Origin of the sequence: Parvibaculum sp. (assembly GCF_040882025.1) — a bacterium.
GTDB lineage: Bacteria > Pseudomonadota > Alphaproteobacteria > Parvibaculales > Parvibaculaceae > Parvibaculum.
Window position 1 is genome coordinate 1 of record NZ_JBBECC010000015.1, and the last position, 8,407, is coordinate 8,407.

At 64.6% G+C, this 8,407-nt stretch carries 9 protein-coding genes; 6 read left to right on the forward strand and 3 right to left on the reverse strand.

Annotated elements, in window-relative coordinates; genetic code table 11:
* The 5 genes from WEB61_RS01135 to WEB61_RS01155 form a co-directional block, all read left to right on the forward strand.
* The coding region (locus tag WEB61_RS01135; protein ID WP_368062490.1) for an inositol monophosphatase family protein at positions 1-389 on the forward strand (389 nt) is incomplete at its 5' end.
* Between the two features lie 332 nt (positions 390-721).
* Positions 722-1,279 carry an OmpA family protein gene (locus WEB61_RS01140; protein WP_368062491.1) on the forward strand — a complete coding sequence of 186 codons (558 nt, stop codon included), beginning with the start codon at positions 722-724 and terminating at the stop codon, positions 1,277-1,279.
* 152 nt (positions 1,280-1,431) lie between these two features.
* The gene (locus tag WEB61_RS01145; protein WP_368062492.1) at positions 1,432-1,839 is read left to right on the forward strand and encodes an OmpA family protein; all 408 of its coding nucleotides are present in this window, start codon (positions 1,432-1,434) and stop codon (positions 1,837-1,839) included.
* Between the two features lie 36 nt (positions 1,840-1,875).
* Positions 1,876-2,853, forward strand: coding sequence for a flagellar motor protein MotA (locus WEB61_RS01150; RefSeq protein WP_368062493.1), 978 nt, complete (start codon positions 1,876-1,878; stop codon positions 2,851-2,853).
* Between the two features lie 6 nt (positions 2,854-2,859).
* Positions 2,860-3,882 (forward strand): peptidoglycan -binding protein, encoded by a 1,023-nt coding sequence (locus WEB61_RS01155; RefSeq protein WP_368062494.1) that lies wholly within the window; start codon positions 2,860-2,862, stop codon positions 3,880-3,882.
* Here WEB61_RS01155 and WEB61_RS01160 read toward each other — a convergent pair whose 3' ends face one another.
* Both WEB61_RS01160 and WEB61_RS01165 read right to left on the reverse strand, forming a co-directional pair.
* Positions 3,883-4,986, reverse strand: a complete 1,104-nt coding sequence (locus tag WEB61_RS01160) for an SMP-30/gluconolactonase/LRE family protein (RefSeq protein WP_368062495.1) — start codon at positions 4,984-4,986, stop codon at positions 3,883-3,885. It lies immediately after the preceding gene.
* Between the two features lie 28 nt (positions 4,987-5,014).
* On the reverse strand, positions 5,015-6,883 hold the full coding sequence (locus WEB61_RS01165) for an ABC transporter transmembrane domain-containing protein (protein ID WP_368062496.1): 1,869 nt from the start codon (positions 6,881-6,883) through the stop codon (positions 5,015-5,017).
* A 292-nt stretch (positions 6,884-7,175) separates the two neighbouring features.
* Here WEB61_RS01165 and rpmE point away from each other — a divergent pair, with 292 nt between their 5' ends.
* Positions 7,176-7,400 (forward strand): 50S ribosomal protein L31, encoded by a 225-nt coding sequence (gene rpmE / locus WEB61_RS01170; protein WP_368062497.1) that lies wholly within the window; start codon positions 7,176-7,178, stop codon positions 7,398-7,400.
* A gap of 70 nt (positions 7,401-7,470) precedes the next feature.
* On the opposite strand, the gene WEB61_RS01175 is transcribed toward rpmE, so the two are convergent.
* Positions 7,471-8,058 carry a DUF1465 family protein gene (locus WEB61_RS01175; RefSeq protein ID WP_368062498.1) on the reverse strand — a complete coding sequence of 196 codons (588 nt, stop codon included), beginning with the start codon at positions 8,056-8,058 and terminating at the stop codon, positions 7,471-7,473.
* Positions 8,059-8,407 lie beyond the last annotated feature (349 nt).

Genomic DNA, 8,407 nt, shown 5'->3' on the forward strand with positions numbered 1-8,407 from the left:
ACGACCGCCGCATCCGCGTCGCGGTCCGCCGCGAACTGGCGCAATCGGTTGTCGGCACCGGTATTCCGCATATCGGCCGGCCCGACCACCAGCGTTTCACAGCCGAACTCTGTGCCGTGATGAACGAAGTCGCCGGGGTGCGCCGAATGGGCTCCGCCGCTCTCGATCTGGCTTATGTCGCCGCCGGGCGTTTCGATGCCTATTGGGAAGCAAACCTCGCCCCCTGGGACGTCGCCGCCGGCATTATCCTCGTGCGCGAGGCGGGCGGCTTCGTGACCGATCTCGATGGCCGCGACGCCATGCTCGATACCGGCGGCATCCTCGCCGGCAACGAGATGCTGCATCGCCAGCTCGGCGATGTACTGAAAAAGGCCCATAAACCCAACTGAACGGCCGAAAATTTCAATCTGGCGCACACATACGGGCCGGAGCGCTGTCACCTCCGCAATCGCGTGTTAGATTTGAAAAAAGCGCTCCTTTGCCATTCGCCGGGGCCAAAAATCAAGTGGGCGGAACCATGACGGGCGTTGCGACGGACCACATCCGGAGAAAACCATCTCGCGGGCCATGGCGCGCTCCGTTGCTCGTTTGCGCCCTTTTCGCAGGGATCGCCCTTTCGCCCGCGTCATCATCCGCGGCGGACCCGCTCTCGCCCGTTCATGACACACTGGAGACGGTCACGGACACGGTTGGAGGCACCGTGTCGGGTGCCGGAAAAACGGTGAACCGAACGACGGATACGCTCGGCCTGCCGCCTGTCGGCAACACGATCCAGAACGACCAACCGCTCTCGACCGTCAACCGGCTTGGACGCGACCTCACGCAGCCCGTCGGCACGCTGACCGGTCCGGTGACATCGCCCGCGCAGACCTCGTCTTCCGAACCGGCACCCTCACGCGACGCGCCGCCGGACGAGTATCGGCCCAATGACGTCTTTTATCCCTACACGCCCGATGCTTTTCCCCGCGGAACGCTCACGCGCATCTACTTCCAGCCTGGCGAGACGACCCTCGACCTCGGCGCAAGAAACCAGGTCGCCGGCTTTGTGAACGCCTTTGCCAAACGGATCGGCAATGTCGAGCTCAGAGGCTACGCGGACCGCGCCGGCGGCAACGATGCGCAGGCCAGCGATATCGCCATGCAGCGCGCGCTGGCGGTGCAGCAGGCCTTGCTCGAGCAGGGCATGAGCACCGGCCGCGTTCGCGCCAGTGGCATGGGCAATACGGACACGACCGATGCGGCCTCCGACCGTGTCGATATCCTCTTCGACGGCTACTGAGCCCCACCCTCCCCGCGCCCGATCCTGGTTTTCCCCGATTCCTCGCCTGTGCCCCTCCTCGGAGCCGGGTCTGTTCGCGTGGCGCGAACATGCCTAGACTGGGCCGCGAAGGGCCTCGATGCCCGGTCACGACCCCGCCCACGGATCACCGCATGATCTTTCTCGACAGGATTGGAGCCGCGGCAATTGCCATCCTCCTGGCCGGTATCCTCACGGCCGCGGCTGCCGAAGCCCCCTTGTCGTCTCCGGAAGCAGCACTGCTGCGCATCGATTTCACACCCAATGAATCCGCGCTGAGTCCCTCCGCGCATGAGAATATTGCCGCCTTCGCCACAATTCTCCGGCGGCAAAGCAGCCGCCTGCTGATAAAGGCTTATGCCGGGCCTCCACGCGACGCCTCCTCGACGGCCCGCAAGCTGTCGTTGCGCCGTGCGCTGTCGGTCAGGCACAAGCTGATCGACGAGGGCATTGGCGCCGGCCGCATTCATGTACGCGCGCTCGGCGGCGTACCCGATAGCGGCCCCCAGGACCGCGTGGATATCGTGCTGGCAGGCGGCTGACCGGTATATTCGAAACTGAGAGGGGACTGACGACGCATGGCAAAGGAACACAAGGACGGCATCGCGCTTTCCCGGCCCGGCCCCTATGTCACCCGCATGCTGCTCTTCGTCGTGCTGGTCTGTTTCGTGGCGGCGATCCTCTTCCCGCAGATCGAAACAGCCTTCATGGCAAATCCGGGTCTGAACGGCCTGATCGTCGGCGTCCTCATCATCGGCATCCTTTATGCGTTCCGCCAGGTGCTGAGCATCAACCCCGAAGTGCGCTGGGTGAACGAATTTCGCCGCGCCGATCCCGGCCTCACAATCCCCGCCGCACCGCGACTGCTGGCGCCGATGGCCACCATGCTGGGCGACCGCAAGGGCCGCATGCAACTCAACGCGATGTCGATGCGCTCGATCCTCGACTCGCTCGGCTCCCGCCTCGATGAACAGCGCGAAATATCGCGCTATGTCATTGGCCTGCTGATCTTTCTCGGCCTGCTCGGCACTTTCTGGGGCCTGCTGACCACGGTTGCCTCGGTCGCGGGCACGATCCAGAGCCTCAATGTCGAAACGGCGGAAGCCGCCACCGTCTTCACCAATCTGAAGGCCGGGCTCGACGGGCCGCTGCGCGGCATGGGCACGGCTTTCTCCTCCTCGCTGTTCGGACTGGCGGGCTCGCTGGTGCTGGGCTTTCTCGATCTGCAGGCCGGCCAGGCACAGAACCGGTTTTACAACGAACTCGAGGAATGGCTTTCGACGGTGACGAGCCTCTCCGAGACCGATCCCGACGCGCCCTCGATGCTGGGCGAGACGACGCGGCGGCTGCGCAACATCGAACAGGCGCTGACGAGCGGTGGCGGCGGCAACAACGAAGGCGCCAATGCCACGCTGATGGCACTGGCCGGCCAGATATCGGCGCTGACCGAGCATTTGCGCGGCGAGCAGCAGCTTGTCCGCCAGCTCGCCCAGAACCAGGAGGCGCTCAGGCCCGTTCTCGAAGAACTGGCCCGTCGCCTCGACGGCCGGAGCTGACGCGGAATGGCGCTCGCCAACAGACGCATTCGCGGCCGCGCCCCGACCGGCGACTACTGGCCGGGCTTTGTCGACGCCATGTCGAGCCTGCTGCTGGTGCTGATTTTCCTGCTGACCATTTTCATGATCACGCAGTTTTTCCTCAGTTTGCTGGTCAGCGACAAGGATTCGGCGCTCGACAGCCTGCGCAGCCAGATCGCCGAACTGGTGAACCAGCTGTCGCTGGAACGGCGCGAAAAAGCCGATCTCGAAGTCACCATCCTGTCGCTGCAGGATTCGCTGGCCGCCGCCACAGCCGAGAGCGAGCGCCTTGCCGCCATGGCCGACGATGCGGCGGGCGCCGGCTCGCGCATCGCCGAACTCGAAAGCCGTCTCTCCGACGAGCAACGCGTCTCCAGCGAGGCCTTGTCGCAGGTCGAACTGCTGAACCAGCAAATTTCCGCCCTGCGCCGCCAGCTCGCGACGCTGGAGGCGGCCCTCGAGGCATCCGAGCAACGAGACCGTGAATCGCAAGCCCAGATCGCCGATCTCGGCCGCCGCCTCAACGCGGCGCTGGCGCAAAAGGTTCAGGAGCTGGCGCGCTACCGCTCCGAATTCTTCGGCCGTCTGCGGGCCATTCTGGGCGACCGGACCGATATCGAGATTGTCGGCGACCGTTTCGCCATGCAGTCGGAAATCTTCTTCGCCTCGGGCTCGGCCGACATCAACCCGTCGGGACAGGCCCAGCTCGACAAGATCGCCGTTGCGATCCGCGAAATCGCCGCCGAAATTCCGGACGATATCCCCTGGGTTCTGCGCGTCGACGGGCATACCGACGCCAACCCGATCGCGACGCCGCAATTCCCGTCGAACTGGTACCTGTCGAGCGCCCGCGCCATCGCGGTGGTGGACTACCTCGTCGCGCAGGGCGTGCCGGCGCGAAATCTGGTGGCGGCGGGCTTCGGCGAACACCACCCATTGGCCGCGGGACGCTCGGTTGCCGACAATACGCGCAACCGCCGCATCGAATTCAAGTTGACCGAGCGCTAACTACCAGGCTTTCAGCTCTTTCGACTGCGTACAGGCGAGTACTTCCGGCTCGAAAACCTGCCCGAGCAGCATGACGTCGCCATAGCCGGCGGCCACGCTGATGCCCGACATCTCCGCGCCGAGATCGAGGTAGATCGTGCCGGCCTTGCCGCCGCCATTCGCGCCGAGTTCGACGCGCACGACCTGGCTCGGCGAAAGCGCGGCGGGGTCGCCCGCATGGCCGAGGAAATCCATCAGCTTCGGATGTGAGCCGATCAGCAGCGAACCGTCCGGCTGCACATCGATATTGTCGACGCCGGTGCCGAGCCGCGCCATATCGACGCCCTTGAGATTGCCGGTCGCAAGATCGCGTTCGAAAACATGCAGCGTCATGCTCATCGTGTCGGCGACATAGACCTCGCCGCCGTCGGCACTGGCCTCGATGCCATTGGCGAGCGCGAAGCGGCCGGCGGCGATGCGCGCCGCGGTGCCGTCGTGATAGATGACGTTGGCGTTTCTCAGCAGCAGGATGTTGCTGACAAGCTGATGCAGCCCGTTCTTCGAGGCGTGGTCGTTGGTCACATAGAAACTGTCCGGACCCACCGCCGCCACATCGTTGATCGACACGAAAAGCGGGTCGGTGACGCTCTGCGCATAGGTCAGCGTGCCGTCCCGGGCGATATCGAAAATCTCGACCTTCTCGGGGCCGGCGGCGGGATGGCTGACGGCAAAGAGGCGCCGCGCGCCGTCCGCTCCGACATGAAGGTCGATGCCGTGGGGCCGGAAATCGGCGGGCGCATTGGGCGTTACCGGGTAAAGCGCCCAATCGGTCTGCGGCGCCTTGAGGTCGATCGCGTAAAGGCCGCCGCGAACGGCTTCCGAGCCGGGCGCACCGGCCTGCACGGCGCGGCGATCATAAGCCGACACATAGGCAATGCCGCGCTCATGGTCGATGACGATGTCTTCCGGCCCCGGCACCGCTTCGATGACACGGCAATCGGCGGCGATCTCCTGCCGGATGCCGGTGAAGTAGCCGGCCGCCGACAGGAAGCGCCAAGCGAGCACGCTGGCGACAATGACGAGCGCCAACACGACATAGCCTGCGATCCGCCAATTTTTCGACATGAGATTCCCCCGATAGATGATTTTGCGTTCAACGAATGGCGGCGCTCAGCGGCCCGGACGGCGGATCCACAGCCTCGCCCGCAAAATCGCCGGTAAACTGCAATCGCGCCAGCCGCGCATAAAGCCCGCCTTGCCGCAAAAGTTCGTCATGCGTGCCCGATGCGACGACACCGCCATCTTCCATGACGACGATGCGATCGGCCTTGAGCACGGTCGCCAGGCGATGCGCGATGACAAGCGTCGTGCGGTTCTGCATCAGCCCTTCAAGCGCCTGCTGAACCGCGGCCTCGCTCTCGGCGTCGAGGGCACTCGTCGCCTCGTCGAGCAGCAGAACCGGCGCGTCGCGCAGGATCGCCCGCGCAATTGCGAGACGCTGGCGCTGGCCGCCCGAAAGCGTCACGCCGCGCTCGCCGACCTGCGTGTCGTAGCCATCCGGCAAGCCGGCGATGAAATCGTCGATACGCGCGGCCCGCGCCGCCGCCTCGATTTCGGCAAGGCCCGCCTCGGGCCGGCCATAGCGGATATTTTCGGCAATCGTCGTTCCGAAAATCACGGTCTCCTGAGGCACGACCGCGATGCGCGCCCGGACATCGCGCGGATCGGCGTCGCGCACATCGACGCCGTCAAGCGTAATGCGGCCCGATTGCGGATCGTAGAAGCGCAGCAGAAGCTGAAAGACGGTGCTCTTTCCGGCGCCCGACGGCCCGACCAGCGCCACCGTCTCGCCGGGATCGACGTCGAGGGTGAACCCCCGAAGCGCCGAAATGCCGGGCCGCGCCGGATAGGCGAAGGTGATGTTCTCGAAGCGAAGCGCGCCCCGTGACGGCGCCGGCAGCGCAACCGGAGAGGCTGGCACGGCAATTTGCGGCTCGACGTCGAGAAGCTCCATCAGCCGCTCGGTGGCGCCGGCCGCCATTTGCATATCGCCCCAGATTTCGGACAGGGCGGCGAGTGAACCGGCCGCGAAAAGCGCGTAGAGAATGAACTGTGCCAGCGCGCCGCCCGTCATGTCGCCGGCGATAACATCCTTCATGCCGAACCAGATGACACCGACGACGCTCGACAGGCCGAGAAAGAAAATCAGCGCCGTCAGCACCGAACGGGCAATGATGCGCGACCGCGAAGTCTCGAAGGAACGTTCGACCGTGTCGAAAAACTGCCGCCTGTCATGCTCTTCATGCGTGAAGGCCTGCACCGTCTGGATGGCGTTGAGGCTTTCGGTGCCGAAGGCGCTGGTGTCGGCCAGCCTGTCCTGTGCCGAACGCGACAGCCGCCGGACCCAGCGCCCGAGAAAAACAAGCGGCAGAACGATCATCGGAATGGCAAAGAGGACAAGGCCCGACAGCCGCGCGCTGGTAAAAACCATCATCGATGCCGCGCCGACGAAGAGAAAAAGATTGCGCAGCGCGATCGAAGCCGAGGAGCCGACAACGGTCTTGATCAGCGTCGTGTCGGCGGTGAGCCGCGAGAGCACCTCGCCGGTGCGCGTCAGCTCGAAAAAGGCCGGCGAAAGCTTCAGCACATGCGCATAAACGGCCTGCCGGAGATCGGCCACCACGCGCTCGCCGAGCCAGCTCACGAAATAGAAACGCCCGGCACTGGCAATGCCGAGCACCAGCGCGACGGCGACAAGCGCCAGGAAATACCGGTCGATGAAGGCGGCCGTTACCGTGTTGTCGGCATGGTTGAGAAGATCGACAAGCCGCCCGCCGGCCATCGGAATGGCGAGCGTCGCGAGCGTCGCCAGGGCGAGCGCGAGGACCGCCAGCACCACCATGCCGCGATAGGCCGCGAGGAACGGCAGGAGCCGCAGGACCGGGCGAACCCGCTTCGCGGGCTTGCGGCGCTGCGCCTCTTCCTCGATGGCTTCGACGACCGGATTCGATGTGTCGCTCATGCGTTCTCGCCGGTTCTTTGTTGCGGGACCGGCCACACTAGCCGCCGGGGATGGGCCCGGGAATAAGTTCCACGCTGGTATAGCAACGCGGCGCCCGCAGCCGCAACGCCGGCCCGCCCTATCCGCTGCGGCATGAGCGCTCAAAATGCCGGATTGGGGCCTTGAACCATCGCCCGCATCTCGGCTTGCATGGGCCCTGCCCGTTCGCTATAAGCCCCCATTCCGGCAGCGCGGCGCTCCCAGCGGGAGCAGCCCCGGCGCGCCGTTTTCAATTCGGGAAGGCGATAAGCCCATGAAGAAAGAAACCCATCCGGACTATCACTTCATCACCGTGACGATGAACGATGGCACGACTTTCCAGACGCGCTCGACCTACGGGTCGGAAGGCGCAACGCTGGTGCTCGATATCGATCCGACCACGCATCCGGCCTGGACCGGCGGTGGCCAGCAGCTTCTCGATCGCGGCGGCCGCGTCAGCCGCTTCAAGAAGAAGTTCGGTATGATCGGCGGCAGCTGAGCCCCATCGAATCCGGAAACGGAAAAAGCCCCGCATTTGCGGGGCTTTTTTGTTGGCGGCGCGGGGAAATCTATTCCGGGCGGTTCTTGCGGCGGCCGAATTGCGGGCGCGGGAAATCGCTGGAGAGGCTTTCCCGGTAGAACGCCTCGACGCGCTGCATCTGTTCGGCCAGCGGATGATTATGCGCCGGCCGGGGACCGGGCTCCCTGAGACGCGCATCAAGCCGCTCGACCCGCGCATAAAGCCGCTCCGACCGTTCGATCAGATCCCGCAGGCGTTGCGGCAGCGCGTCGGCGCCCGAGAAGCGCGGCTGGCGGCCAATTTCCTTGGTGGCGAGGCGATATTTCTCGGAATTGGCTTCCTCGGCCGTCATCTCGCCCTCGTGCACGGCCTTGCGCACCAGAAGCCAGGAGGCGACCTGCATCAGCCGCGTGGTGAGGCGCATGCTTTCGCCGGCATAGGCCAGCGACGTCTCGCGCGGCAGGGCCCTGGCGGCGGCCCGGCCTTCTCCATCCAGATAGGCCGAGGTTTCCTCGACCAGGCGCATACCCTCGCCATAGGTGCGCTGGAACAGGCCCGACGCCATGAACTCGCTGAGCGTGACGCATTCGGCTTCCGCGAAGCCGATCTCGCCGCCCGTGATCTCGTGAACACTCATCCAACAAACCCCTGATATCGCGCCATTGCGGCACAGTCAGGGTCTGAAGGATCAATATCCGTGCCATCGGCCCGGCACGGGCACAAAAAAGAGCCGCGGGAAAGCCCGCGGCTCAAGTTCTAACAGGGAGGCGTCAAACAGAGTGGATAGGAGCCACTCAGAAATCCAGAGAACTGGATTACGCAAGGTCACCCTAGCGCCATCATTCCTAACAGGAAGTTAATCTTGTGGCAATTTGACGCGTTGTCGGCAAGACGAGAAACGCCCGAACATTGTGTGAGCTTAACTAAAAGCGCTGTATTTTTAATGTGTTAACTGAGGATGTCTACTTTTTGAACAGTGCCTCGGC